This window comes from Nocardioides sp. NBC_00850, assembly GCF_045207335.1.
Lineage (GTDB): Bacteria > Actinomycetota > Actinomycetes > Propionibacteriales > Nocardioidaceae > Nocardioides.
In genome coordinates this window covers 3,820,351-3,845,832 of sequence record NZ_CP108845.1, presented here as the reverse complement: position 1 = coordinate 3,845,832, position 25,482 = coordinate 3,820,351, and the positions used below count along the sequence as shown (strand labels likewise).

Here is a 25,482-nt window from a genome sequence, read left to right as displayed (position 1 = left end):
GGACGGCGCGGTTCGTGCGCTGCCGATGGATCAATACTAGAACACGTTTCAGTTTTGTCGAGTCCTTGGGCGTGTTTCGTCGACCGTCGTCTATGGTAGAACGTGTTTCAGTTCTGGGATAGGCGAGGTTGAGGGAGCACCATGGGAAAGATGACTGAGGCAGCCGACGGCGAGGAGATCTACGACGTCGTCGTCGTGGGCGCCGGGGGCGCTGGGATGACCGCCGCGCTCGCGGCCGCCCGCCGCCACGGGCTCGAGACCGTCGTCATCGAGAAGAGCGCCTACTTCGGCGGGTCGACGTCGCGCTCGGGCGGCGGGGTCTGGATCCCGCGCAACCACGCCCTGGAGGCGGCCCGCCAGAAGGACTCCCCCGAGGCCGCCAGCCTCTACCTCGAGTCGATCGTCGGCGACGTCGTGCCCAGCGACCGGCGCGAGACGTTCCTGGACCGCGGCCCGGAGGTGCTCTCCTTCGTCTGCGAGAAGACGCCGGTGCGGTTCAGCTGGGTCCCCGACTACGCCGACTACCACCCCGAGGCCCCGGGCGGCCGCGGCGCCGGCCGCTCCGTCGAGCCGGTCCCGCTCGATGCCCGGGTGATCGGCGAGGAGCTCTCGCGGCTGCATCCGCCCTATACGAAGTCGCCGGCCAACATGGTCGTCACCCAGGCAGACTTCCGAAAGATCAGCCTCGGCATGCGCACGATCAGAGGCCCGATCACGATGGTGAAGATCGCGGTCGCGCGGATCCTCGCCGGACTCCTCGGGAAGAAGATGTACGCCATGGGCGCGGCGCTCGCGATCGGGCTGCGCAAGGGGCTCCTGGATGCCGGCGTCGAGGTCCGCTACCAGACCGAGCTCGTGGGCCTGGTCACCGAGGGCGGCCGCGTCGTCGGCGTCGAGGTGCGCCATGGGGAGTCCGGTCCGACGACGGTGATCCGGGCCCGGCGCGGCGTGATCCTCGGCTCGGGCGGCTTCGAGCGCAACCTGGAGATGCGGGAGAAGTACCTGCCCGCCCCGACTTCGGTCGAATGGACCACCGGCGCCTTCTCCAACACCGGCGGCGGGATCCTGGCCGGGATCGCGGCCGGTGCGGACACCGACCTGATGGACGAGTCCTGGTGGGGTCCGACGATCCCGTTCCCTGGTCGGCCGTGGTTCGCGCTCGCCGAGCGCAACCTGCCCGGCTCGATCATCGTCAACAGCGCGGGCAAGCGGTTCATGAACGAGGCACTCCCCTACGTCGAGGCCGTCCACGAGATCTACAAGGGCCAGGAGACGGGCATCTCGCACGTCCCGGCCTGGCTGGTCTTCGACCAGCGCTACCGCAACCGCTACATCTTCGCCGGCCTCGGCCCCGGGCAGCCGTTCCCGGGCCGCTGGCTCAAGAGCGGGGTCGTGGTGAAGGCCTCGTCGGTGGAGGCGCTGGCCGAGAAGATCGAGGTGCCCGTCGACGGCCTGCGCGAGACCCTGGCCCGGTTCAACGGCTTCGCCGAGTCCGGTGTCGACGAGGACTTCCACCGCGGCGAGTCGACCTACGACAAGTACTACTCCGACCCCACCGTCAAGCCGAACTGCTCGCTCAACGTCATCGACCAGGCGCCGTTCTACGCCGTCAAGATGGCTCCCGGCGACCTCGGCACCAAGGGTGGCCTGGTCACCGACAGGCGCGCCCGCGTCCTGCGCCCCGACGGCTCCGTCATCGAGGGCCTGTACGCCGCCGGCAACGTCTCCGCCGCCGTCATGGGCCGCACCTACGCCGGCCCCGGCGCCACCATCGGCCCCGCCCTGGTCTTCGGCTATCTGGCCGCCGAGGACTGCGCCGTCTCGCTCGAGAAGCCCCAGAACCCCCAGGACAAGGAGCACAGCTGATGCCCATCGACCCGACCAAGGCCATCGGCGCGGAGCTGCCGTCCCAGTCGTTCTCGTGGAGCTCGTCCGACGTTCTGCTCTACCACCTGGGCATCGGCGCCGGCTCGCGTCCCGGCGACGCGACCGACCCGGCAGCGCTGCGCTACACGCTGGACTCCGACGCTCTGACGGTGCTGCCGTCGTTCGGAGTCGTGGCACCGACCTTCCACGTCACCGAGCCACCCTCCCTCGACCTGCCGGGCTGCGACATCGACCTGGCCTCGGTGCTCCACGGCTCCCAGGAGATCCACGTCGACGGCCCGATCCCCACCTCGGGAGAGGCCGTCGTCTCGACCCGGATCGCCGAGGTCTGGGACAAGGGCAAGGCCGCCGTCATCGTCCAGGAGGGCGTCGCCACGACCCCGTCCGGCGATCCGCTGTGGACGGTCAGGAGCTCGATCTTCGTACGCGGCGAGGGTGGCTTCGGCGGTGAGCGCGGGCCGTCGACGTCGCTGCCGGTTCCCGACCGCGCGCCGGATGCTGTGGGTGCGTACGACGTTACCGAGCAGCAGGCGCTGCTCTACCGGCTGTGCGGCGACCGCAACCCGCTGCACGCCGACCCTGCATTCGCCGCGAAGGCCGGCTTCCCCAAGCCGATCCTGCACGGGCTGTGCTCCTACGGCATCGTGCTGCGCGAGGCGACCGCATTGCTCCTGGACGGGGACGCCACCCGGGTCGCCGGGTTCGGTGCCCGGTTCGCCGGGATCGTCTTCCCCGGCGAGACGATCTCGATCGAGGCCTGGGACGAAACTGGTCAACAGGCCGGGAAGATCCTGATCAGAGCCACGATCTCGTCGGCAGACGCGGCCCGCGACGGCGCCCCGGTCCTCGCCGACTGCTACCTGGAGGTGCGATGAGCCGCGCGAGCTGTAACACGCTGTTCGTAGGACTACTCGCCCTACTAGAACGACCGGATAGTCCTACGAACGACGTGTTACACGGGGGGACGGCATGAGCGGAACAGCACTGCCCGACGTACTCTCCCCCGCCGACGTCGAGGAGCGCTTCGGCGGCTGGTCGGAGGAGACCGACGTGATCGTGGTCGGTTTCGGCGTGGCCGGCGGGGCCGCGGCGCTGGAGGCGGCCAGGGCCGGCGCCCGCACGATCCTCCTGGAACGCGCTGCCGAGCCCGGTGGCACCTCGGCGATGGCCGGCGGCCACTTCTACCTCGGCGGCGGCACCGCGGTGCAGAAGGCGACCGGGATCGAGGACTCGGCCGAGGAGATGTTCAACTACATCCGCGCGGTCTCCAAGGAGCCCGAGGACGACAAGATCCGGGCCTACTGCGACGACTCGGTCGAGCACTTCGACTGGCTCGAGGCGCTCGGCTTCGAGTTCGAGCGGACCTTCTGGCCGGGCAAGGCCGTCATCCAGCCCGGCACCGAGGGACTCATGTACACCGGCAATGAGAAGGTCCACCCCTTCCGTGACCTCGCCGTCCCGGCGCCGCGCGGTCACAAGGTGCCGGTCCCGGGCGACACCGGCGGCGCCAAGCTGGTCGTCGACCGGATGGCCGACCGGCTGGCCGAGACGTCGGCGGTGATCCGCTACGAGACCGGTGCCACCAACCTGGTGATCGAGGACGGCCGCGTCGTCGGCCTAGCCTGGCGCCGGTTCGAGGAGCGCGGCGCGTTCCGCGCCAAGGCGGTGATCCTGGCCGCCGGCGGCTTCGTCGGCAACGCCGACATGGTCGCCGAGCACACGCCCCGGCTCGGCGAGAAGCTCTTCCCGCTGGCCTCCACCTACGACGACGGCCTCGGGCTGCGCCTGGGCGCCTCCGCAGGCGGCCGCTGGCGGTTCATGGACGAGCCGTTCCAGACCGCGCCGTTCTACCCACCCTCGATCCTGCTCACCGGGATCATCGTCAACAAGCACGGCAAGCGGTTCGTGGCCGAGGACTCCTACCACGCGCGTACGGCCGCCTTCGTCATGGAGCAGCCGGACTCGGCGGCGTTCCTGATCGTCGACTCGGCGCACATCGAGCACCCGAAGATGCCGCTGTGCCCGTTCATCGACGGCTGGGAGACGGTCGAGGAGATGGCGACCGGCCTGGGCGTACCCTTCGAGGCTCTGAACGCGACCCTGACCTCCTACAACACCCACGCCGCCGACGGCGAGGACCCCGAGCTCCACAAGGCGCCGGAGTGGACCGAGCCGCAGGACACCGGCCCGTGGGGCGCCTACGACCTCTCCCTCGGCAAGGCGATGTACGCCGGGTTCACCATGGGTGGTCTGGCGACCACCGTCGAAGGAGAGGTACGCCGCGAGGACGGCTCCGCGATCGCGGGCCTGTACGCCGCCGGTGCCTGCGCGGCCAACCTCGCCCAGGACGCCAAGGGCTACGCATCCGGCATGCAGCTCGGCGACGGCTCCTACTTCGGCCGGCGCGCCGGGCGCCATGCGGCCGGGCTGGACTGACCGGCACGGGTGACGGGCCTCACAACCTGGGGTCGTCCGGCGAGACCGATCGCCGGCCGACCCCAGGTTCCGGCTAGTCTTTACAGACGCTCACCAAGCGAACTGTTGCCATATCACATAACTCTGCAGACGTGAATGGCTTTGGTAAAAATTGGGCCTTTCGACCCTACGCGCATCGCGAGCCGGGCTGGTTATGTATACGCGACGCCACGGGCATCGCCGGTGCTGGCTCCCCCGCCGCGTCCGCAGGCCATCGGTCCCCAGTCGACGCCTGTCGCCGAACTAGCCGAAAGGAATCCCCATGTTCGACTTCCGGAGCCCGGCCGGCCTCATGGTCATCGCCGCCCTGGTTGTCATCACGCTCGTGGTGGTCGGCGCAATCGCCGGCAACAGCCCTTCCTGATCCTGAGCTTTCTGGCAAGGAAACCGCAGGCCCCGGCTCGATGAGCCGGGGCCGCGTACGTTTCTCGACCGGTCCGGATCAGCGGCTGAAGACCGCCACCGTCCGAGCAGGCACCGTGAAGGTGCCCGAGCCCGCCTCGAACGAGGACGACTTCACGACCTCGTCCGAGCCCTCGGCCTGGGTCGGGTGCAGGCGGTAGCCGGCGCCCTCGGCGTTCTTCGCCGTCTGCTGCTGCGTCGTCGTGGTCGCGTTGAAGACGACCACGAGGTCACCGAGGCGCATGGTGATCACTCCCGGCGTCTCGTCCTTCCCCGAGAGCGGGAAACCGAGCTTCTCCTGGACCTGGCCGGTGGTGGACAGGTGGAAGGCCGGCTCGTCCGTACGGATCCTCAGCAGGTCCTGGTAGGCGGCCGAGGCACCGTCGATCTCCGAGCAGCCCGGCGCCGAGGTCGAGGCCAGCAGCGGCTTGGCGTAGGGCCACTTGTCCTCGTTGTCGGCCGCCGGCGGCAGACCGCGACCGAAGCCGTTGCCGGCGTCGCAGTCCCAGTGGATGGCGTTGAACCAGTCGCCGGAGTCGTAGGAGTTGCGGTCCAGCGACTTCGAGCGGAGCAGGTCGGTGCCGGCCTGGGAGAGCGCCGGGCCCTGTGAGAGCGCGGCCGTGGCCATGGCGAGCACCTGCATCCGGGAGCGGTCCGCGGCGCTGGTCGAGGCGGGCAGCTTGAAGGCGAGCGCGTCGAAGAGCGACTCGTTGTCGTGGGCGTCGGCGTAGGCGAGCGCGTCTCCGGGCTCGTCCGCGTAGCCGGCCGGCGAGCCGTTGTAGTCGACCTGCGAGCCCTTCACCTGGTTTCCCGCGGTGTCGGTGAAGGCGTAGTCGGCGAGGTTGCCGGACAGCCCGACCTTGATCAGGTCCTGGTAGTGCAGCAGCCGCGCCCGCTGCTGCGCCTCGGTGCCGTTGGCGGTCGAGGAGTTGGGGTCGGTGTAGAGACCGCTCGCGAAGCCCTGGACGCCGGGGTCGGCGTCGAACGGACCGCCGCCGCGTACGGCATCTCGGGCGCGGTCGCTGAACGTGGCGATGCCGGTGCCCGCCATGTTCTTCTGGGTGGCCTGGACGAAGCGGGCGTCGTCGGCGACCTCACCGAAGTTCCAGCCCTCGCCGTAGAGGATGATCTTCTTCCCGTCGACGCCGTCCTTCTCGAGCGTGAGGGCGTCGAGGGCCTTGCGTACGGCGAGGATGTTGGCCTTGGGGTGGTGACCCATCAGGTCGAAGCGGAAGCCGTCGACCTTGTACTCCTTGGCCCAGGTGAGGATCGAGTCGACGACGAGCTTGCCCATCATCGCGTTCTCGGGTGCGGTGTTGGAGCAGCAGGTTGAGTTGGCGACCGAGCCGTCGGCGAGGAGCCGCTGGTAGTAGCCGGGCACGATCTTGTCGAGCACGGACGTCTTCGCCTGGCCGCTGCTGGTGGTGTGGTTGTAGACCACGTCCATGACGACGCGCAGACCGTCCTCGTTGAGCGACTTCACCATCTGCCGGAACTCGACCGTCCGGTCGGTACCGTCCGGATCGGTGGCATAGGAGCCCTCCGGAACCGTGTAGTGGTAGGGGTCGTAGCCCCAGTTGTACGCATCCTTGGCCGCCGCCGCGGCGACACACTCCTGCTGCTCCTCGCTGTCCGGCGCGTAGGACGCGAGGTCGCAGTCGGGCGTGGTCTGGTCGCTCTTCCTCTCCGGGATCGTGGCGATGTCGAAGGCCGGCAGCAGGTGGACGTACGACGTACCGGCCTCGGCCAGCTTGCGCAGATGCCTCACCCCGTCGCTGTCCTCGTCGGCGAAGGCGAGGTAGCCGCCCGGATGGTCGCTGGTCTCGTCCTCGACCGAGAAGTCGCGGATGTGGAGCTCCTGGATCTGGGCGTCCTTCATGGCCACGGCCTTCGGCTTCTTCAGGGTGGTCCAGCCCTTGGGAACGAGCGACCTGTCGCCGAGGTCGACGACGAGGCTGCGCTCGGAGTCGGCGGTGAGCGCGACCGAGTAGGGGTCGGTCACCTTGTTGGTGACCAGCTTCTGCACGCTCGGCGCCCACACGGTCACGGCGTAGCGGTACTCCTTGCCGCGCCAGGCCGAGGCGGAGCTGGTCGCCGACCAGACACCGCTGGCGTCGTCACGGCGCATCGGGACCTTCTTGCCACCGAGCTCGAGCGAGACCTCGTGGGCGGTCGGCGCCCAGACGGACAGGGTGACCCTGCCGCCCCTGAACACCGGTCCGAGCGACGCCGTCTTCGCCTTCGCGGCGTAGAGGTCGTCGAGGATGCCCTGCGTCTGGACACCGGTGCCCGTGACCAGGGCGCCGTTGCCGATGCGCTGGGTGAGCACGACCTGGCCGGAGAGCGCCTCCCGGATCCGGTCGCGGTCGCGGGTGTCGACGATGAACGCGGTGTAGTCGCTCAGGTGCGGGAACCGAGCCTTCTGCTCGTCGCTCAGCGTCGAGGCCTGCAGCCGCAGCCAGCGGCCTTCGCTGCTGAGGGCGCCGTCCTCGACGGTGATGCCGCCGTCGCGGTCGTAGACCAGCTGCGTCGACAGCGCCGAGCCGCTCGCCATCTCCTTCGGCAGCACCACGGTCTCTCGGTCGATCCACTGTGCCTGCGCCTTGGTGAGGTCGAGCTCGGGTGCCGAGCCGACCGACGGCAGCAGGTAGCCGGTGTCGCCGGAGTTGAGCCACACCTCGTGGCCGTACGTGGTCAGGTCCAGCGAGCGGTCGTTCGGGATGTCCTTCTCGTCGCCCTTGTGGACGATGTAGTTGAGCGAGGTGGCGCCGTCGACCAGCGGCACCTCGAAGGTGACGCCGTAGGCGTTCTCGCCGGTGGGCTGCAGCGGCTTGGACCACTCGGTCGGGCTGGCGGCGCCGGTCCAGGTGTGCAGGCCCCAGCCGTCGTAGTCGCCGTCGGCGCGGTGCAGGTGGATGACCGCCTTGGACGTGTCGGGCGCCGGGTAGACGCCGTCGGGCCTCGTGGTCTGCTGGCCGTCGCTGCCGGCCTCGACCCAGACCTCGCCGGTCTCGGCGAGATCGATCGTCCGCTCGCCGCCGTCGGCGGTGCCGTCCTTCTCGACCGTGTACGTCACCGAGGACGCGCCGTCGGGGAGCTTCACCCAGGCGAAGGCGCCATAGGCGTCGCGGCCGCTGAACTCGCCGCTTCCCTCGCCAGCTGCGCCGCCGGCCCGAAGGGTCCAGCCGGTGTAGTCGCCGTCGGCCCGCCGGTAGTGCACGACCGCGTAGTCGCGATCGACGGCGCTCGGGTTCTCGGCCTCGGGCGCCTGTCCTGCCGTGGTCTCGGCCAGGTCGCTCGCGGTGCGTCCGTCGCGGTCGACCACCACGGCCTTGTAACGCAGGGCGGTGCCGGCGGCGACGGTCGCGGGGACGTACTGGGTGATCTTGTAGGGGGCGTGGTCGACCAAGCCGAGAGTGCGCCACTTGCCGTTGCCGACCTGGGCGGCGAAGACCACGCGGGCACCGGCGGTCTCCCCCGGGTCGGCGGAGAGGGTCACCGTGCCGGTGGCGCCGGCAGCCGGGGCGGTCAGCGACAGGGTGGGCTTCGCGGCGGCCTCCGGGAGCTCCGCGTCGGCGCGCAGGACGACCGAGGAGAGCGCCGGGACGGTCACCTCGATCGTGCCGTCGGCCGCGGTCTCGGTGGCGTCGCCGCCGTAGATCGTCTCGAAGGCGGCCGACTCCACGGGCAGGCTGACGGTCTTCGCCTCGGTGGCGTTGTTGACCGCGACCACGTACTCGCGGTCCTCTCCGGTGCGCGAGAACGCGTACACGGAGTCCTTGGCGTAGAGCTCCTGCTGGGTGCCGTCGGTCAGCGCCGGGTGGTCCTCACGAAGCTTCGCCAGCGCGGCGATCGCGCTGTAGACCGGGTGATTGGTGTCGTACGCGTCGTCTGCATGGGTGCGGTCGGTGCCGATCTGGTCGTCGTCGAGGTAGTCGGCGACCTTCGAGCCGAACAGCGTCTGACGGGCGTCCTTGTCGCCGCCGGCGCCGGTGAAGCCCTGCTCGTCGCCGTAGTAGACGACCGGGTTGCCGCGGGAGAGGAACATCAGCTCGTTGGCGAGCCGGGCACGCTGGACGAGCTCGGCGTCGGTCGCGTCGGGGTGGTCGGCCGCGAGGAAGGTGCCGATCCGGCCCATGTCGTGGTTGCCGAGGAAGGTGACCTGCTCGTACGCGTTGGCCTTGTCGGTGGCGTACTTGTAGTCGTCGGCGAAGACCTTGGCGAGCCGGTCGGCCGGAGCGCCCAACGAGGCGTAGGCGCGGGCGGCGTCCTGGAACGGGAAGTCCAGGGTGGCGTCGAGACGGCCGCGGGTGACGTACGGAGAGGTGATGTCGCTGTCGGCGGAGTAGACCTCGCCGAACATGAAGAAGTCCTCGCGACCCTGCTTGGCGGCGTACGCGTCCAGGGCGGTCGCCCACTCGGTCCAGAAGTCCAGGTCGACGTGCTTGACGGTGTCGATGCGGAAGCCGTCGATGTCGAAGTCGCGGACCCACCGCTGGTAGATCTTCGTCATCCCCTCGACGACCTCGGGGCGCTCGGTCCACAGGTCGTCCAGGCCGCTGAAGTCGCCGTACGTGGTCGACTCGCCCTCCCAGGTGGAGTCGCCGCGGTTGTGGTAGAGCGTCGGGTCGTTGAGCCAGGACGGCACCATCTCGCCGGTGTTGGCCGGGGTGTAGGGGAACGAGTCCTCGTCGACCTTCACGCTGTCCGAGGACGGGTCGGCGTCGTCGAAGGGACGGCCCTCGGTGTCGAGGTAGGGGAAGGCGCCCTTGGGGCGGTAGCCGTACTTCTTCTCCGCGTAGTCGACGGTGTCGGCGGTGTGGTTGGTGATGACGTCGAAGAACACCTTCATGCCCTTGGCGTGGGCCTCGTCGACGAGGGTCTCGAGGTCCTCGTTGGTGCCGAAGTGCGGGTCGACCTGGGTGAAGTCGGTGATCCAGTAGCCGTGGTAGCCGGCCGAGGCGTTCGCGCCCTCTCCCTGGACGGGCTTGTTCTTGAAGATCGGCGCCATCCAGATGGCAGTGGTGCCGAGGCCCTTGATGTAGTCGAGCCGATCGGTGAGGCCCTGGAGGTCGCCGCCCTGGTAGAAGCCCTTGTCGCCTCTGTCGAACCCGGTCTCGGTACGGCTTCCGGTCAGGCCGCCCTTGTCGTTACCGCTCTCGCCGTTGGCGAAGCGGTCGGGCAGCACGAAGTAGAACTGCTCCTTCGTCGCCTCGTGACGGGTCGGCTCGGCGGCCAGCTTGGCGTCCGACGGCGGCTTCGGGGCGGCGGCGGTCGCCGACTCCGACGTGGCCGTCTGCAGCACCGTGGCGAGCAGTGCGGTCGCCAGCACAGTCGCTGCGATCCTGGGCGCGCCGTGTGCGCCACTTCTTCGATTCACCTTGAGGGGCCTCTCTGGATTGTGCGGGGGCATGCGGTGGAGACCGACCGTCCGGCGCCCATGGGGGTCGGCGCCGGACGGTCGGACGCGGGATCAGCTGCAGGTCATCGCGCCGACGTGCAGCGCGAGGGCGGTGTTGGCCCCGAGGGTGGCGGTGAACTGGCCGGAGCCGTTCACGGCGACGCTCTTGCCGCTCTGTACGTCGCAGTAGGTGCCAGCTGCCAGCGACGTCTGGAAGGTGCGGGTCAGCGACGAGGACTCGTGGTTGATCGCGACGTACGCCTTGCTGCCTCGCCCGAAGGCGATGGCGTCGGCGCCGTTGTCCCACCAGTTGGTGACGGCCTGGCCGCGGGCGGTGTTGCGGAAGGCGACCATCTTCTTGATCTCGGGCCAGGCGTGCTGGCACTTCCAGCCGTCCTGCCAGCAGGCGTTGACGGCGCCGGCGTTGGGCGGGCCGGCGTCCTTGTCGCTCCACTCGTAGCCGGAGTGGATGTCTGGCGAGCCGTAGGGCCAGGCCAGCATGAAGACGTTGGCCAGGGTGTAGTTGGCGCCGTCCTTGTAGTTGAGGGTGTCGCCGCCGCGCTCGGTGTCGTGGTTGTCGACGAAGACGGCCGTGCTGCCCGAGGACATGTAGCCCCAGCCCTCGCCGTAGTTCTTCAGGTAGGCGAGGTTCTCGTCGTTGAAGACCCGCTTCAGGTCGCGGGCGTAGCGGAACTCCTGGACGTCGCCGTTGCCGAGGTACTCGCTGGGCGAGACGGCCTCGCCCGCGCCGTAGATCGCCTCCTGCTTCCAGTAGACGTCCGGGTTGGTCAGTCGCGACTTGATGTTGGCCAGGTCCGAGGCGGCCATGTGCTTGGCGGCGTCGATCCGGAAGCCGTCGACGCCGAGCGAGAGCAGGTCGTTCAGGTAGCCGGCGATCTTGCCGCGTACGTAGTCCTCGCCGGTGTCGAGATCGGCGAGACCGACCAGCTCGCACTCCTGGACGTTCGTGCGGTCCTGGTAGTTGCTGATCTGCGCGGTGCAGTTGTCCAAGTCGTTGGAGGAGTAGAGGCCGGGGTAGTCGTACTTGCTGTAGGACGAGCCGCCGGTGCCGGTCCCGGCGCCCGCGGACATGTGGTTGATGACAGCGTCGGCGACGACCTTCACGCCGGCGGCGTGACAGGTGTCGATCATGTTCTTGAAGGCGGTGCGGTCACCCAGCCGGCCGGCGATCTTGTAGCTGACGGGCTGGTAGGACGTCCACCACTGCGAGCCCTGGATGTGCTCCTGGGGTGGGGAGACCTGGACGTAGCCGTAGCCGGCCGGGCCCAGGGTGCTGGTGCATTCGCGGGCCACCGAGGCGAAGTTCCATTCGAACATCACCGCGGTGACGTCCTTGTCTCCCGGTGGCGCGGCCTGTGCCGGGGCCGAGACCGGGATCGTGAGCGCGACAGCAGCTCCCGCCGAGAGGGCAAGTGCGGCAGCCATGGACTTTCGGGGCATGGATCCTCCTAGGTCGAAGGCAACGCGCCGTGTCCGGATGGGGGTGGTGGGGGGGGTGACACAGCGCGGCTGAATCTTGCTGCAAGATCTTGCAGGCCGACCGTATGAGTGATGCCGGTCACACGTCAACCCCTGACGTGCAGACATCTCAAAGCAGCACCCCCGGGCGTAACCCAGGGGTGCAAGACTTTGCGCAAAATTTCAGAACCGCGCGTCGGCGGTCCGATGCGGTCAGGGTGCTGTCAGCACCAGTCCGCTCGTCGGTACGCCGGTGCCCGCCGTCACGAGCACGTGGGCGGCGCCAGCGACCTGGTTCACCGAGGTGCCGCGCACCTGGCGTACGCCCTCGGCGATGCCGTTCATGCCGTGCAGGTAGGCCTCGCCGAGCTGGCCGCCGTGGGTGTTGACGGGCAGCCGCCCGCCGAGCTCGATGGCCCCGTCGCGTACGAAGTCCTTGGCCTCTCCCCTGCCGCAGAAGCCGAGCTCCTCGAGCTGCATGAGTACGTAGGGGGTGAAGTGGTCGTAGAGGACGGCGGTGTCGATGTCAGCCGGGGTGAGGCCGGACTGGCGCCACAGATCCTTGGCGACCACGCCCATCTCGGGGATGCCGATCTCGTCGCGGTAGTAGGAGGTCATCACGTACTGGTCGGCAGCGCTGCCCTGGGCGGCCGCGGCGATGGTGACCGGCGGATTCGGCAGGTCGCGGGCCCGCTCGGGGCTGGTGACGACGATCGCGACGGCGCCGTCGGACTCCTGGCAGCAGTCGAGCAGGTGGAGCGGGTCCGCGATCATCCGCGAGGCCTGGTGGTCCTGGAGGGTGATCGGCTTCTCATAGAAGAACGCGGCCGGGTTGGTCGCGGCGTGGCGCCGGTCGGCGACGGCCACGGCACCGAAGTCCGCGCTGGTCACGCCGTAGTCGTGCATGTAGCGGCGCGCCTGCATGGCGACCGTCGCCGCAGGCGTCGAGAGACCGAGCGGGTAGGTCCAGGCGTTGTCGATGCCGTTGGTGTTGACCTGCTGCGCGGCCCACGGCTGCACCTGCCCGAAGCGCTGCCCCGAGCGCTCGTTGAAGCCGCGGTAGGCGACCACGACATCGGCGACGCCGGTCGCGACCGCCATCGCGGCCTGCTGGATCGTCGCGCAGGCCGCGCCGCCGCCGTAGTTGATCCGCGAGAAGAACCTCAGGTCGCCGAGCCCGAGCTCGCGGGCCAGCGCGATCTCGGAGCTGGTGTCCATGGTGAACGTGGTCAGCCCGTCGACGTCGGCGGGGGCGAGACCGGCGTCCTTCAGAGCAGCTCTCGTCGCCTCAACGCTCAGCTGGAGCTCGGATCGCCCCGACTCCTTGGAGAACTCGGTGGCGCCGATGCCGACGATCGCGGCCTTCCCGCTCAAGCTCATGCGGCGACCCTGACCGTTCCGGTCACGTGCGCCCCGAGCGAGACCGCGCCGGTGACGCTGATCGTGGCGATCCCGTCGGTGACGTCGGTGACCTCGCCCGAGAACGACAGCGTGTCGTAGGGGTAGGCCGGGGCGCCGAGCCGGATCGAGATGCCCTTGATCTGAACGTCGGTGCCCGCCCAGTCGGTGACGTAGCGCTCGCAGAGCGCCGTCGAGGTCAGGATGTTCATGAAGATGTCCTTCGAGCCGGCCCCCTGGGCACGGTCGCGGTCGTGGTGCACGTCTTGGAAGTCCCGCGTCGCGATCGCCGTAGAGACGACCAGCGTCGGGGTGATCGGGAGCTCCCAGACCGGGATCTCGTCGCCAGCCTTCATCAGGGCCTCCTCCAGATCGGGAGCGTCAGCTCCTCATCGATGACGTTCCAGTCGACCACCAGGCGCTCGCCGATCCGCAGGCCGTCCTCACCCTCGGGCGGCACGCCGGTCACCTCGGCCACCATGCGTACGCCCTCGGGCAGATCCAGCAGGGCGACCACCAGCGGGAGCACCTTGCCGGGCAGCTTCGGCGCGTGGACGACGGTGAACGAGTAGACGGTGCCCTCGCCCCGGGCGACGACATGTCCGCGGTCGTACGCCTCGCACCTCAGGCACGCCGGGCCCGGCGGGTGCCGCAGGGTGCCGCAGGCGTTGCAGCTCTGGATCCGGAGCTCCTGCTTGGCGGTGCCTTCGAAGAAGTACGCGTTGTCCCGGCCGATCACCGGGCGCACCGGGCTGCTCATGCCGTCACCTTGGGGATGAACTTGAGGACGCGGAACAGCATCGTCGCGACCCGCTCGTCGCCCACGTACCAGGTGCTCTTCGAGGTCACGAAGTAGCCGACGCCCATCCCGGTGCTCTTCGGGCCGACGACGGAGTCGAGCGCCGTGGTGATGCGGACCTGCTCGCCGACGCGGAGGTAGCGGTCGTAGCTCTGCTCGGAGTTGGTGCCGAGAACGCCGTTGAAGCCGGCGTCGGTGAGGACGTTCATGATCGCGTGGAGCGGATCGCGGTCGGGGCGTTTGCCGCTCTGGCCGTACATCGTCCACACCTGCGCCATCGACGGCGGCGCCTCACCCTGGTGGAACCGCTCGGACTCGAGGCCCATCGCCTCGAGCCAGTTGTTGATCGTGGGCTGGTTGACCAGGTCGCGGGCATCGCGCTCGGCGGCCTCGCCCCACGCCTTGATCTCCTCGGCGGCGGCCATGATCTTCTCGTGGACGGCCTCGTCCACCAGGCTGTGCACATCTCGGGGCTTCTCGCTCATCGCGGCACCCTCGGCATCCCGAGGCCGAACATCGCGATCAGCTCGCGCTGGACCTCCTGGACGCCGCCGCCGAAGGTGAGCACGAGGTTCCGCTTCGCCTGGGCGTCGAGATAGTCGAGCAGGCTCTTCGTGACGGGATCCCCGGGGTCGCCGTGGCGATGGACGAGTGCGATCAGGTCGGCGAGCAGGTGCTGGACCTGATCGGCGGCGAAGACCTTCGACGAGGACGCGTCTGCGACCTCGATGTCCCCGGCCTCCGCGGCCTTGGCGACCTCCCAGTTGAGCAGCTCGTTGACCCGGAAGACGGCGGTGGTCTTCCCGATCAGCGCGCGTACGTCCGGGCTGTCGGTGATGCCCTGGGACTGTGCCCAGCGAAAGACGCGGTCGCGCAGACCCTCGATCCGGCCGGCCGGGCCGAGCATGACCCGCTCGTGATTGAGCTGGGTCGTGATCAGCTTCCAGCCCTTGTTCTCCTCCCCCACCAGCATGTCGGCCGGGACGCGGACGTCGTTGAAGTAGGTCGCGTTGACGTGGTGAGAGCCGTCGGCGGTGATGATCGGGGTCCAGGAGAAGCCCGGGTCGGTGGTGTCGACGATGAGGATCGAGATGCCCTTGTGCTTGGGGGCGTCCGGGTCGGTGCGTACGGCCAGCCAGATGTAGTCGGCGGCATGACCGCCGGTCGTCCACAGCTTCTGACCGTTGACGACGTAGTGGTCGCCGTCTCGCCTGGCCGTGGTGCGCAGCGAGGCCAGATCGGTGCCCGCCTCGGGCTCGGAGTAGCCGATCGCGAAGTGCACCTCACCGGCGAGGATCCGGTTGAGGAACATCTCCTTCTGCTTGTCGGTGCCGTAGCGGATCAGCGTCGGGCCGACCGTCTGCAGGGTCACCGCCGGCAGGTGCACGTCGGCGTACTGCGCCTCGTTGGCGAAGATCGTCTGTTCGACCTCCCCGAGGCCGTGGCCGCCGTACTCCTTGGGCCAGCCGACGCCCATCCAGCCGTCGTCGCCGAGCTGTTTGATGAGCTTCTGGTAGGTCGGTCCGTGCCGGTCCCACGATCCCTCGGGGCCGGGGTCGCCCGGCTCACCTTCGTGCGAGAGGCCCGCGAAGTAGGCTCTGACCTCGGACTTCAGGCTGCGCTGCGCCTCGGTGAGCTCGAGGTTCTTGGCCTCCGCGGTCTCGACCGGGACGTCGGAGGCCGAGGTGTTGAGCTGGTGGGCGATGTCGGTGCCCCAGGTCGTGAACGCGAGCAGGGGGTAGGTCACGTCGACACCCATGCCGCCGTGGAGATGGTGGCAGGTGCGGAAGGCGTACGGCGCGACCTGGCTGGCCCAGTAGGCGGCGACCTTCAGGTCGACCGCGGCAGCTCGCCCGTCCGCGATGGCGGCGACCGCGTTGTCGGCGGCGAGGTCGAGCGTGCGCGAGGTGACGTAGACGTCGGCCAACTGCAGCGCGACAGCCTGGAACTCCGCGAGAGCGCGGCCGAACTGCTGCCGGTTCTTCACGTAGGCGGCGGTCAGGTCCCGGGCACCGGAGAGCACACCCGCGGCGCTCACCGCCAGCCCGGCGGTCGCGAGACCGGTCAGAGCCTCGAAGGCCCCCGGGCCCAGCGGCTCTGCCGGGGTGTCCTCGAGCACGACGGTGTGCTGGGGCACCTCGCCCGACGCGCTCGCGGGAGCCAGCGTGACGCCCGGACCGCTCGGGTCGACGAGCACCACGACCGGTTCCCCGGTGTCGGCGGCGGTCGCGGTGACCAGGAGGCGGGAGCTCTCGGCGGCGTACGTCACCCCGGTCTTGCGACCGCTGACGGTGCCGTCCCGGTAGCTGGCCGAGGGTGTCTGCGGGCGTCCCGGCTCGAGCCACGCCGGGGTCAGCAGCGTCTCGCCGCTCGCCACGCCGGGCAGGATCGCGCCCTGCTGCTCCGGCGTCCCGTGACCGGCCAGCGTCAACGCGCCGACAGCGAGGGTCTCCCAGGCCGGCACCCGCACCGCATGGCGCCCGGCCTCCCGCAGCAGCACCGCGACCTCCGCCGGCCCGAACCCCTCACCGCCCTGGGCCTCCGGCACGGGCAGTGCGGTCAGGCCGGCGCTCGCCCAGGCCGACCAGTCGTTCCGGTCGGACTCTCGGGCAAGGACCTCGGCCACCACGCTGCGTACGGCATCGAGCGTCTCGTCTCCCATGAACCAAACTGTAACGTGTTCTAGTTCTGATCGCGAGAGGGCTCGCTGTCCTATCGCGGCAGACCGAGGATCTGCTCGGCAGCCACGTTGCGGAGCACCTGGGTGGTGCCGCCCGCGATCGAGAGGCAGCGGGTCAGCTGGGACTGGTGCAGGTCCTCGCGGACCTGCGGGTCGTCGGTGAGCGCCAGCGGACCGAGGAGGTCGACGACGAGCTCGGAGGCGTCCTGGCGGTTGCGTACGGTCAAGAGCTTGGCCACCGAGGACTCCGCACCCGGCCCGCGCCCGGCGAGCGCCTTGAGCGTGGAGCGGACGCCGAGCAGCGCACAGACCGTGGAGAGCGCGACCGCATGGCCGACCCTGGCGAGATCGGCCTCACCGCGACCGCCGGCGAGCGCCACCGCGCGCTCGACACTGCCGCCGAGGTTGGTCGAGGCCATCGCGACCCGCTCGTTGGCCAGCGTCGTACGGGCCAGGCGCCAGCCGCCGTCGACCTCGCCGACGACGAGCTCGTCGGGCACGGAGACGCCGTCGAGGAAGACCTCGTTGAAGAGGGCGTCGCCGGTCAGCTCACGCAGCGGGCGGACGTCGATCCCCTCGCTGCGCATGTCCACCAGGAAGTAGGTGATGCCCTTGTGCTTGGGGACGTCGGGGTTCGTGCGCGCCAGGCAGATCGCCCAGTCGGCGTCCGCCGCGAGCGATGTCCACACCTTCTGGCCGGTCAGCCGCCAGCCGCCCTCGACACGCTCGGCGCGGGTCGCCAAAGAGGCCAGGTCGGAGCCGGCACCGGGCTCACTGAAGAGCTGGCACCAGACGATCCGGCCGCGCAGCGAGGCCCCGACGAACCGCTCGCGCTGGGCGTCGGTGCCGTGCTTCAGGATGGTCGGCACGGCCCATCCGGCGATCTTGATGTCGGGCCGCGACACCCCGGCGGCGGCGAGCTCCTCGTCGATGACGAGCTGCTCGACGGGACCGGCACCGAGCCCGTACGGAGCGGGCCAGTGCGGCGCGAGAAGGGCCGCGTCGACGAGCGCGTCCCGGCGCTCCGCCTCGGGAAGCGCCGCGATCGCGGCGATCGTCTCTTGCACTCCGGGGCGGATCGCCTCGTCCTTGCCGTCGAGGTCGACACGGGCCGCGCGGCGGATCCCGGCCACGGCGTGTCCGGCCAGCGCGACCGCGTGGGCGTCGCCGCCACCGAGGAGGCTTCGCAGGGCGACCGCACGCCGCAGGTAGAGATGGGCGTCGTGCTCGAAGGTGAAGCCGATGCCGCCGAGGACCTGGATGCAGTCCTGGGCCGCCCTGACCGCTCCGTCGAGCGCGGTCACCCCGGCGACCTCGGCCGCGAAGGTCCACTGGTCGGCGTCGCCGCCCTCGGCCGACGCCGCCGCGTCCCAGGCGGCAGCAGCCACCGCCTCGGCGGTCTCCAGCATCTGGGCGCACAGGTGCTTGATCGCCTGGAACGACCCGATCGGCGCCCCGAACTGCTCGCGCACCTTCGCGTACTCGACGGCGGTCGTCAGGCACCACTGCGCGATCCCGGAGGCCTCCGCGGCAGCGAGCGTGAGGGCCGTACGCCGCACCGCCTCGCCGTGCAGGCCCGGGACCTCGACCGCCTCACTGACATCGACGTCGACCCGCACCTCGGCGATTCGCCTGGTCAGATCGGGGCCCACCTGGGGACGTACGTCCACCTGTTCGGCAGCCAGGAAGAACCAGCGCTCCTCGCCGTCGGCGCCGCAGGCACCGAGCAACAGCTGCGCCGCCCCGCCACCGTCGTAGACGACAGGAACCGTTCCCCGGAGGCGGTCGCCGAGCTCGAGCACCGGGTCGAGCGCGATCCCGCAGCCGCCGGCGGTGACGGCCCCGACCACGTCGCCGGGCCCGGCCGCTCCCGCATGGAAGGCGGCAACCGTGCTGCCGAGCAGCGGGCCCGGCAGCAGTTCATGAGCACAGGCCTCGAGCGCGACGGCCGCATCCAGCAGCGTCCCGCCACCACCGTTCGGCTCAGGCGCCGCGATGGCGGCGACGCCGTACTCCTCGACACCCCGCCACACCTCGTCGAAGTCCGCGGAGGCGGTGTCCTCTGCGGCACGGGCGATCGCGATGCCACCCAGCCCCTTGGCCCAGTCGCGCAGGCTCTCGCTGAGGGCTTGGTGTTCGTCGGTGATGCCGATCGGCACAGGGACCTCCTACTATTTCCGTCTGGTTCCGCGGCCTTCAGGAATAGAGACTGATGTAGAACGTGTTACAAGTCTAGACTCACGAAGGAACGTGTTTCACTCTCGGGCGCCGTTGCGGTTAGTCTGAGAGCCACAGATCGAGATCCGGTCATAGTCCTAGGGGGACAACCAGTGACGTCCGTCAGCACGGAGCCACGCGACACCGATGGCCCGACTCCGGCCACCGCACCCACCGGCGGTTCCGCGGCGCAGCGAGAGCGGCGCCGGCGCATCCTCGACGCCACGATCAGCCTCGCCGCCGAGGGTGGCTTCGACGCCGTGCAGATGCGCGCCGTCGCCGAGCAGGCCGAGGTCGCGCTCGGCACCCTCTACCGCTACTTCCCCTCGAAGATCCACCTGCTGGTCTCCGCGCTGGCGCGTGAGTTCACCAAGGACGTCGACCGCTCCGCCATCCGGGCTACGCCGGGCGACACCGCGCACGAGCGGATCATGTACGTCCTCAACCGCCGCACCCGCGCCCTGCAGAAGCAGCCCAAGCTCACCGAAGCCCTCGTCCGCGCCTTCATGTTCGCCGACCAGTCGGTGACCGGCGAGATCCACGAGGTCGGCACCAGCCTGACCACCGTCATCGCCCGCGCCATGCACGGCACCCCCGAGCACGGCGAGGTCACCGAGGAGGAGGCCGCCATCATCCGGATCATCTCCGACGTATGGCTCTCCGCCCTCATCTCCTGGGTCACCGGTCGCATGGACGAGAAGGACGTCGAGAAGTCGATCGACGTAGCCGTACGCCTGCTGCTGCGCTGAAGGATCACCTCGGGCAGTAGTCCTGGTCCTTCTTGCGCGCAGCCCAGTCCTCGGGCGTCATCGACTGATCGCAGACGACGCTCCAGGTGAGCTCGTAGGGATTGCCCTCTGATGAACCGGTGATGCGGAAGGGGCGATCTCCGGGCGCCTTGATCGTCATCGTCTCGCGCTTGCCGTGGTCGACGTAGTCGGCCTCGAGCACCCATTGGCACGTCGGCCCAGCACTGGTCGCCTGGATGGAGATGACCACCGTCTCGCCCTTCGCGAGTGTGACCGTCCCGTCGTCGAAGTACGCCGAGCCGTCATCGACCGAGGTCAGCTCCGGCACCTCTGAGTCGATGGCGGTCGTCAGCTCGATCTTCTTGCCCTCGCCCTGAGGAACGTCATCCACGAGGGTGCCCTGGCGGATCATCGTCGTGCAGGCACCGGTCCGCGATGGACGAATGTCCGTGATCACCACCGGATCACTGTGTCGCCCGACGAGCGTCACCTCCCAGGTGATGCGGCCGGCGGCGTACCACTCGTGCTGCGCCTCCCATTCGGGGTCGTTGACCTTCTCGCGCGCATCGGTCTGGTCACTGAACTTCACCGACTCCGCCTGCGGGATCAGCACCGGACCACTCAGCGGCTTACGGCGTACGTCCACGACCTTGATGCCGCTGCCCGGCTCGCTCCAGCCGTCGGGCAGGAGGCCGGCGAACAGACTCTGCAGTCCGGAGCTGAAGGTCGCGCCCAGCGCAACCAGGATCACCCCGACAACCCAGGTGGCCGGCTTCCTCACCAGTGACGCCAGCCGCCCCTGCCGGAGTTCGTCGGTCTCGGTCTCACGAGACCTCTTCTTCGACATCGGTCCGTGCTCCTCTCGAGAGTCGTAGGGCGAGCAACACGGCGATGCCGGTCATCCAGCCGAAGCAGGCCCCGAACCGAATGCCCTGGGCAGCGGTGTCGAGTGCCCAGTAGTGGCTCGCCATCGCGAAGTCGTCCTGCGGCACGAGTGCGCCTTCGAGCAGGCCGACGATCCCGGCGAGCACGGTAACTACAGCCCAGAGCTGCACCACGACGCAGAACCCACCCGGCCTGCCGCTGCGCTGCCAGCCCGCCACGACGAGCGCCACCATCAGCCAGACAAGCACGACAAGAACGGCCGAGGTCAACGTACGCGGCAACCAGACCGACGTGTCGAAGCTGCCACTGAGCGAATGAGGGTTGTGCGGCGCCGAGAGGCTGGCGTGGGCGAACCAGACCAGGCGCACCCAGGCCTGGCGCGGGTCGATGTCCGCCCCGAACGGGTCGGCGTCCGGGCCGTAGTCCCAGACGAACCCGCCGACGAGTGCCAGCACGAGTGTCGGCAGCGCACCCCAGGTCGCAACCTGCACCGCCCGTGGCCAGCCGCGCTCCGTAGCGGTGGCGGGATCATCGGTTTCGCGTTCACTGTGCAGGGCGAGGGCGGCGAACCGAGCAAACGCAGCCGCCGCGTACGCCGCATACCCGCCGAACACTCCCACGACGAGACCGAGCCAGATCCCGTCGTCGGGCACCGCCCAGATGACCGTCGGCAAGGACTCGAGCCCACCACGGATCCCCAGGACCGTCTGGACGACCACGAAGAGGTTCGTCAGGCCTCCGGCGAGGACGCTCGCGCACAGCACCCGGCCGGCCACCGCGTAGACGGCGTCCGAGGCGGTCCGCAGGCTCGCGTAGACCAGCGCCACGAGCAGGGCGACGAACACCACCGTCGGCCAACCGGACGCGGGCGCAACGGGATAGCCCTCGTTCATCACCGCCGATCCCCACAGGAACGAGAACCCGTCCACCATCCGGCCGAGCACATCCCCGAACCAGGCATGTCCCCGTGCGCTCCACAGAGCCGAGATATCGCCGATGTAGACCGGGATCGCGAGGGCCAGGCTGTAGAGGCACGCGAACACACCCAGCACCACAACGGTGGCGAACGCACTGCGTCGTCGAGACAAGTTCTGATGGCCTTCGGTTCGTCCCCGCTGACTGAAACCTTCCCGCGGAAGTATGCCGGAGACGAGCCTCTCGCGTGGCCGACTCACCCACGCCGAGGCGTGGGACGCGTCGGGCGGGGGTGGGTCAGCCGCCGAAGGCGTGGGTGGCGGTGGCGCCGCCGTCGATGGCGATCTCGGCGCCGGTGACGAAACCCGACTCGTCAGAGGCCAGATACACGTAGAGGGGCGCGATGTCCTCCGGGTGACCGACGCGCTTGAGCGCCACCTTGGCGGCGCCGAACTCCATCGCGGCGTCATCGGCACCGACGCCGCGGGTCATCCCAGTGTCGATCATGCCGGGGTGTACGGAGTTGACCCGGATGCCGCTGGGGCCGAGCTCGAGGGCGGCGGCCTTGGTCATGCCGCGGATTGCGAACTTGGTCGAGGTGTAGCCAGCCACGAAGGCCATCCCGGCCAGGCCCTCGATCGAGGAGGCGTTGATGATCGAGCCGCCGCCGTTCTCCTTCATCATCGAGATCACCGAGCGCATCCCGAGGAAGCAGCCGAGGGTGTTGACCCGCCACAGCAGCTCGAACTCCTCGACCGGCTGGGTCAGGATCTCACCGAAGCGCAGGATGCCGGCGTTGTTGGCGAGGACGTTGACCGGTCCGTACGTTTCGGCGGTCTGCGCCACGAGCGCGGTCCAGGACTCTTCCGAGCTGACGTCATGGTGCACGAAGAGCGCGGACTCCCCCAGCGAGTCGGCGAGCAGCTTGCCCGGCTCATCAGCCACGTCGGCGATCACCACCCTGGCGCCCTCGGAGATGAAGGCACGCGCGATGGCGGCTCCCTGCCCCTGCGCACCACCGGTGACGATCGCGGTCTTGCCCTCGAGACGTGCCATCACTGCTCCTTCAGTCCTTCAGCTTCAGCTGCATGATCGAGTCGGCCGAGAACCCGGCCGCGGGGTCGCGGTCGGCGAACCAGCCGCCGACCTGCTTGTCGAGCGAGTCCAGGTCCCAGGCGGCGTTGTCGAAGCGCTCGGCCACCGTGGGCGGTGCGAGGACGGCGATCATCCCGCCGTAGACGACGAAGACCTGCCCGGTGATCGCGGCGGCGGCCGGCGAGGCGAGGTAGGTGACCAGTGGCGCCACGTGCTCGGGGCCGTAGAAGTCACCCGAGAGCACGCCCTCGGTCATCGCGGTCGCGGCTCGCGGGCAGATCGCGTTGGCGCGTACGCCGGAACGGCCCATCGAGCGCGCCGTCGACATCGTCAGCGCGGTGATCCCGGCCTTCGCGGCGCCGTAGTTGGCCTGTCCCGGAGGTCCGGACAGGAACGCCTCAGAGGAGGTGTTCACCACGGCGGCGTCCACCGGTGCACCCGTCGACTTCGCGACCGTGCGCCAGTGGGCCGAGGCGTTGCGGGTCAGCAGGAAGTGGCCGCGGAGGTGCACGCGTACGACGAGGTCGAACTCCTCATCGGACATGTTGAAGAGCATCTTGTCGCGGGTGATGCCCGCGTTGTTGACCACGATGTCGAGCCCGCCGAGGCCGTCGACGGCGGCAGCCATCATCGCGTCGGCGGTGGCACGCTCGCTCACGTCGCCGGCCGCGATCACCGCCTCGCCACCGAAGCCGCGGATCTCCTCGGCCGCCTCCTCGGCGGCGCCCGGCAGGTCGTTGAGCACTACCCGGGCACCGGCCCGGGCCAGGGCGACCGCCTCGGCGCGCCCGAGACCGGCACCCGCGCCGGTGACGATCGCTGTCTTTCCATCCAGGTCAACGCTCACGTGGTGCTACTCCTCGATCCTCAGGGCCGCCTTGGGGCAGCCGGCCACGGCCTGCTCGATGCGCCCACGGTTCTCGTCGGTGACCGTCGGGTCCTCGATCTGCAGGTAGTCGTCGTCATCGATCTCGAACACGTCGGGAGCGAACGCCTCGCACATCCCGTTGGACTCGCACAGGTCGAAGTCCGCGATCACCTTTGCCATGTCCGTCTCCTCTGTCTTCGCCGTGATTGAACTCAGCCCTGGCCGGGCAACGCGCCCAGCTTGCGGTGGTCCCAGCTTGCGACCTTGTCGGGCTCGATGACGATGCCGACGCGCTTGTGCGCCTGCTTCGAGACCAGGTCCTCGCCGAGCTCACCCAGGTCGGCTCCACCGGCCATCCGGGTCATCACCCGCGACCCGATGCCCTTGATCTCGTCGTAGTCCTCGACGAGTCGCGCCCGCCCGGTGACGCTCACCCCGCGCAGCTCGAAGTAGTCCACGCCGTCTTCGACCAGGCAGGTGACCCGCGGGTCACGCCGCAGGTTGCGGACCTTCTGCGAGGACCCGTAGGTCCAGAAGACGATCCTGCCCTCGTCGAGCACGTAGAACAGCGTGGTCAGGTGCGGAGCGCCGTCGGGACCGACGGTCGCGACCTGCACCTTCATCTGCGAGCCGAGGAAATCCTCGATCTCGGCGTCGGTCAGCTGTACGGACTGGCGTGAGCCGGCCATGTGCCCTCCTCGAGCAGTGAAACTAGAACACGTTCTACCATAACAGGGTGGAGAGGTCCCGTGGAGGGGCCTCATCGTGAGACTAGGCCCATCGCCTCGGACTCCGCTTCGACTAGGACGCGGCCTTCATCTCGGAGATCAGCCAGCCACCGTCGTCCTTGACCAGCGTCAGCACCTCCCAGGTCGGGCTGACCACGGTGTTCTTCGTCTTCGGCGCGGTCGCGCTCTGGTTGACGAAGAGCAGCACCTTCGCCGAGTCCTCGGTCGCCGAGATGATGGAGGCGGCACAGTCCTCGTCGACACAGGCCTTGCCCTCCTCGGCTGCCTTCGCGCCCTCCTCGGAGAGCGGCGCCACCTCGGCGTCGACCTTGATGCCGAGGTCGGCCTGCTCCTTGCGCTTGTCCTCGCCGGGCAGCGTCTTCTCGTAGTCCTTCTGCATCGCCGGCGTCATCAGCTTCTTCGCCGCCGCGATGTCCTTCTCCGCACTGGCGGCCTGGTAGGACATCACCGTCTGCGCCAGATCGACCGAGTGCTCCATGATCGCCGCCCGAGACCCGGCCGCGGTCAGCTCACCGTTCGGCGCCACATCGTCGTTCGACGCCAGGTCGACGGCCAGCCACAGCACACCACCGGCCACCAGGACGAGTACGCCGAGAACGGCCGTCAGCACCCGGCTACCGTCACCCAGCCACCGCTCGGCGAGCCCGGCACGCCCCTCGGAATCACCCTCACCCTCAACCTCAGCTTGAGGCTCTGCGGTGCCGGTCTCGGCGTCCTCGGACTCGGCGCCGCCGGCCTCGCTCTCCTCCGGAGCAGCGACCTCGTCACGTACGTCCTTGTCCTGCTCGTCGGCCGGAGGCAGCAGGTCCGAGCCGCAGTAACGGCACTTGATCGCGGCGGCCTTGATCGTCTCCGCGCAGAAGGGGCACTCCTTCTGGCCGGTGGAGACCGATCCGTTCGCTCGTACGCCTGTCATCAGTTGACTCCTGCCAGGTCGGACATGCGCCATCCGTCCTTCGTCTTGGCCAGCGACACCTTGAAGCGGTACTTCGAGCACCGCGCACCGTCGTAGGGGCAGGTGTCGCTCTTCTTCAGCTCAGCGGTCTGGCTGCTGGTCACGACCGAGTCGACGGCGACCAGCACGACCGCCTTCTTCGACCCGATCGCGCGGATGCCGACCTGCTTGACCTTGCCCTTGGAGATGGTCTGGGCGGGGATCGCGGCCTGCCGGATCTGCTCGGCGATGGCGGTGTACTCCTTGCCGAAGGTGCCGGTGGAGATCTCCTTGACGGCCTGGATCCGCGGGTCCATGTCGCGGTAGTCGACGTCGAGGAAGGCGATCACGCCGTCCTCGGCGACCGCCTTCACCTCGTCGTAGTCGGCGGCCGCGGCCTCGGCAGGCGTCGTCCAGGGCAGCACCCGGGCGCCGCCGATGAAGACGGCCGCGGCCAGCACCACCAGGATCACCACCACCGCCGCGAGCACGGTGTTGACCCGCCCCAGCCTGGCCAGGGAGAGCTTGACGTCGAGTTCAGGCACCGGA

General features: G+C 69.3%; 20 protein-coding genes. 4 read left to right on the top strand and 16 right to left on the bottom strand.

The genetic code is table 11. From position 1 onward, the window contains the following. Positions 1 to 150 precede the first annotated feature (150 nt). From kstD to OH802_RS18615, 3 genes are all read left to right on the top strand, one after another. A complete protein-coding gene (gene kstD, locus OH802_RS18625) occupies positions 151 to 1,866 on the top strand; it encodes a 3-oxosteroid 1-dehydrogenase (RefSeq protein ID WP_406020892.1) in 1,716 nt (571 codons plus the stop codon). Next, the gene (locus OH802_RS18620; protein ID WP_406020890.1) at positions 1,866 to 2,762 is read left to right on the top strand and encodes a MaoC/PaaZ C-terminal domain-containing protein; all 897 of its coding nucleotides are present in this window, start codon (positions 1,866 to 1,868) and stop codon (positions 2,760 to 2,762) included. Before kstD ends, OH802_RS18620 begins: the two co-directional genes overlap by 1 nt. A 94-nt stretch (positions 2,763 to 2,856) precedes the next feature. Then, positions 2,857 to 4,323, top strand: coding sequence for an FAD-binding protein (locus OH802_RS18615; protein ID WP_406020888.1), 1,467 nt, complete (start codon positions 2,857 to 2,859; stop codon positions 4,321 to 4,323). A 481-nt stretch (positions 4,324 to 4,804) separates the two neighbouring features. On the opposite strand, the gene pulA is transcribed toward OH802_RS18615, so the two are convergent. The 8 genes from pulA to OH802_RS18575 all read right to left on the bottom strand — a co-directional run bounded on the left by pulA (position 4,805) and on the right by OH802_RS18575 (position 18,680). Continuing rightward, a complete protein-coding gene (pulA, locus tag OH802_RS18610; protein ID WP_406020886.1) occupies positions 4,805 to 10,096 on the bottom strand; it encodes a pullulanase-type alpha-1,6-glucosidase in 5,292 nt (1,763 codons plus the stop codon). 141 nt (positions 10,097 to 10,237) lie between these two features. Beyond that, entirely contained in the window at positions 10,238 to 11,626 is a 1,389-nt protein-coding gene (locus tag OH802_RS18605) for an alpha-amylase family protein (protein WP_406020884.1), read from the bottom strand. A gap of 231 nt (positions 11,627 to 11,857) precedes the next feature. Beyond that, positions 11,858 to 13,024 (bottom strand): lipid-transfer protein, encoded by a 1,167-nt coding sequence (locus tag OH802_RS18600; RefSeq protein ID WP_406020882.1) that lies wholly within the window; start codon positions 13,022 to 13,024, stop codon positions 11,858 to 11,860. Then, on the bottom strand, positions 13,021 to 13,398 hold the full coding sequence (locus OH802_RS18595; RefSeq protein WP_406020881.1) for a MaoC family dehydratase: 378 nt from the start codon (positions 13,396 to 13,398) through the stop codon (positions 13,021 to 13,023). Before OH802_RS18595 ends, OH802_RS18600 begins: the two co-directional genes overlap by 4 nt. Beyond that, the gene (locus OH802_RS18590) at positions 13,398 to 13,802 is read right to left on the bottom strand and encodes a Zn-ribbon domain-containing OB-fold protein (RefSeq protein ID WP_406020879.1); all 405 of its coding nucleotides are present in this window, start codon (positions 13,800 to 13,802) and stop codon (positions 13,398 to 13,400) included. The genes OH802_RS18595 and OH802_RS18590 overlap by 1 nt, the downstream gene beginning before the upstream one ends. Further along, complete coding sequence (locus tag OH802_RS18585; RefSeq protein ID WP_406020877.1) at positions 13,799 to 14,326, bottom strand: MaoC family dehydratase N-terminal domain-containing protein; 528 nt, start codon at positions 14,324 to 14,326, stop codon at positions 13,799 to 13,801. Before OH802_RS18585 ends, OH802_RS18590 begins: the two co-directional genes overlap by 4 nt. Further along, positions 14,323 to 16,503 (bottom strand): acyl-CoA dehydrogenase, encoded by a 2,181-nt coding sequence (locus tag OH802_RS18580; protein ID WP_406020876.1) that lies wholly within the window; start codon positions 16,501 to 16,503, stop codon positions 14,323 to 14,325. The genes OH802_RS18585 and OH802_RS18580 overlap by 4 nt, the downstream gene beginning before the upstream one ends. A 50-nt stretch (positions 16,504 to 16,553) precedes the next feature. Beyond that, on the bottom strand, positions 16,554 to 18,680 hold the full coding sequence (locus OH802_RS18575; RefSeq protein WP_406020874.1) for an acyl-CoA dehydrogenase family protein: 2,127 nt from the start codon (positions 18,678 to 18,680) through the stop codon (positions 16,554 to 16,556). A 171-nt stretch (positions 18,681 to 18,851) separates the two neighbouring features. Between OH802_RS18575 and OH802_RS18570 the strand changes: the two genes are divergently transcribed. Then, a complete protein-coding gene (locus OH802_RS18570; RefSeq protein ID WP_406020873.1) occupies positions 18,852 to 19,487 on the top strand; it encodes a TetR family transcriptional regulator in 636 nt (211 codons plus the stop codon). Positions 19,488 to 19,491: 4 nt separating this feature from the next. Here OH802_RS18570 and OH802_RS18565 read toward each other — a convergent pair whose 3' ends face one another. From OH802_RS18565 to OH802_RS18530, 8 genes are all read right to left on the bottom strand, one after another. Continuing rightward, the gene (locus OH802_RS18565; protein ID WP_406020871.1) at positions 19,492 to 20,334 is read right to left on the bottom strand and encodes a hypothetical protein; all 843 of its coding nucleotides are present in this window, start codon (positions 20,332 to 20,334) and stop codon (positions 19,492 to 19,494) included. Further along, positions 20,312 to 21,460 carry a hypothetical protein gene (locus OH802_RS18560; protein ID WP_406020869.1) on the bottom strand — a complete coding sequence of 383 codons (1,149 nt, stop codon included), beginning with the start codon at positions 21,458 to 21,460 and terminating at the stop codon, positions 20,312 to 20,314. Before OH802_RS18560 ends, OH802_RS18565 begins: the two co-directional genes overlap by 23 nt. A 124-nt stretch (positions 21,461 to 21,584) precedes the next feature. Beyond that, complete coding sequence (locus tag OH802_RS18555) at positions 21,585 to 22,343, bottom strand: glucose 1-dehydrogenase (RefSeq protein WP_406020867.1); 759 nt, start codon at positions 22,341 to 22,343, stop codon at positions 21,585 to 21,587. Between the two features lie 10 nt (positions 22,344 to 22,353). Further along, a complete protein-coding gene (locus tag OH802_RS18550) occupies positions 22,354 to 23,229 on the bottom strand; it encodes an SDR family oxidoreductase (protein WP_406020866.1) in 876 nt (291 codons plus the stop codon). 6 nt (positions 23,230 to 23,235) lie between these two features. Continuing rightward, entirely contained in the window at positions 23,236 to 23,430 is a 195-nt protein-coding gene (locus OH802_RS18545) for a ferredoxin (protein ID WP_141804749.1), read from the bottom strand. A gap of 32 nt (positions 23,431 to 23,462) precedes the next feature. After that, positions 23,463 to 23,939: a pyridoxamine 5'-phosphate oxidase family protein gene (locus OH802_RS18540; protein WP_406020864.1), complete on the bottom strand. Its 477-nt coding sequence runs from the start codon at positions 23,937 to 23,939 to the stop codon at positions 23,463 to 23,465. A 112-nt stretch (positions 23,940 to 24,051) separates the two neighbouring features. Next, the gene (locus OH802_RS18535) at positions 24,052 to 24,915 is read right to left on the bottom strand and encodes a hypothetical protein (protein ID WP_406020862.1); all 864 of its coding nucleotides are present in this window, start codon (positions 24,913 to 24,915) and stop codon (positions 24,052 to 24,054) included. Further along, positions 24,915 to 25,478, bottom strand: coding sequence for a hypothetical protein (locus OH802_RS18530; protein WP_406020860.1), 564 nt, complete (start codon positions 25,476 to 25,478; stop codon positions 24,915 to 24,917). The genes OH802_RS18535 and OH802_RS18530 overlap by 1 nt, the downstream gene beginning before the upstream one ends. Positions 25,479 to 25,482 lie beyond the last annotated feature (4 nt).

Excerpts from the sequence above, each read along its gene's own strand:
- OH802_RS18565 (WP_406020871.1), bottom strand. The coding sequence starts at position 20,334 with ATGTCGAAGAAGAGGTCTCGTGAGACCGAGACCGACGAACTCCGGCAG.
- OH802_RS18545 (WP_141804749.1), bottom strand. The coding sequence starts at position 23,430 with ATGGCAAAGGTGATCGCGGACTTCGACCTGTGCGAGTCCAACGGGATG.
- OH802_RS18580 (WP_406020876.1), bottom strand. The coding sequence starts at position 16,503 with ATGGGAGACGAGACGCTCGATGCCGTACGCAGCGTGGTGGCCGAGGTC.
- OH802_RS18595 (WP_406020881.1), bottom strand. The coding sequence starts at position 13,398 with ATGAAGGCTGGCGACGAGATCCCGGTCTGGGAGCTCCCGATCACCCCG.
- OH802_RS18605 (WP_406020884.1), bottom strand. The coding sequence starts at position 11,626 with ATGCCCCGAAAGTCCATGGCTGCCGCACTTGCCCTCTCGGCGGGAGCT.
- OH802_RS18540 (WP_406020864.1), bottom strand. The coding sequence starts at position 23,939 with ATGGCCGGCTCACGCCAGTCCGTACAGCTGACCGACGCCGAGATCGAG.
- OH802_RS18615 (WP_406020888.1), top strand. The coding sequence starts at position 2,857 with ATGAGCGGAACAGCACTGCCCGACGTACTCTCCCCCGCCGACGTCGAG.
- OH802_RS18585 (WP_406020877.1), bottom strand. The coding sequence starts at position 14,326 with ATGAGCGAGAAGCCCCGAGATGTGCACAGCCTGGTGGACGAGGCCGTC.
- OH802_RS18590 (WP_406020879.1), bottom strand. The coding sequence starts at position 13,802 with ATGAGCAGCCCGGTGCGCCCGGTGATCGGCCGGGACAACGCGTACTTC.
- OH802_RS18620 (WP_406020890.1), top strand. The coding sequence starts at position 1,866 with ATGCCCATCGACCCGACCAAGGCCATCGGCGCGGAGCTGCCGTCCCAG.
- OH802_RS18535 (WP_406020862.1), bottom strand. The coding sequence starts at position 24,915 with ATGACAGGCGTACGAGCGAACGGATCGGTCTCCACCGGCCAGAAGGAG.
- OH802_RS18555 (WP_406020867.1), bottom strand. The coding sequence starts at position 22,343 with ATGGCACGTCTCGAGGGCAAGACCGCGATCGTCACCGGTGGTGCGCAG.
- OH802_RS18600 (WP_406020882.1), bottom strand. The coding sequence starts at position 13,024 with ATGAGCTTGAGCGGGAAGGCCGCGATCGTCGGCATCGGCGCCACCGAG.
- kstD (WP_406020892.1), top strand. The coding sequence starts at position 151 with ATGACTGAGGCAGCCGACGGCGAGGAGATCTACGACGTCGTCGTCGTG.